Genomic DNA, 210 nt, shown 5'->3' on the forward strand with positions numbered 1-210 from the left:
AGGAAAAGATCCTGTCCTTGGTCAAGGAAGATCAAGAGCAGCAGCTCACCCTCTTAACCTCAGTGCCTGGAATAGGGCAGAAAACGGCCTTGTTTCTGATTGTAATTACCGATGGCTTCTCTAAATTTGAAAAGGCCTCGCAGCTTTGCAGCTATGTGGGAATAACTCCCACTACAAGAGAGTCTGGTAGCAGCGTAAGAGGTAGGGCGA

The 210-nt window shown here is 48.1% G+C and carries 1 protein-coding gene; it reads left to right on the forward strand.

The window, feature by feature from the left end; translation table 11 throughout:
- Positions 1-210: transposase (locus LB449_RS13920; protein WP_224455707.1), on the forward strand; the 210-nt coding region annotated here is incomplete at both ends.

Origin of the sequence: Psychroflexus lacisalsi (assembly GCF_020164495.1) — a bacterium.
GTDB lineage: Bacteria > Bacteroidota > Bacteroidia > Flavobacteriales > Flavobacteriaceae > Psychroflexus > Psychroflexus lacisalsi.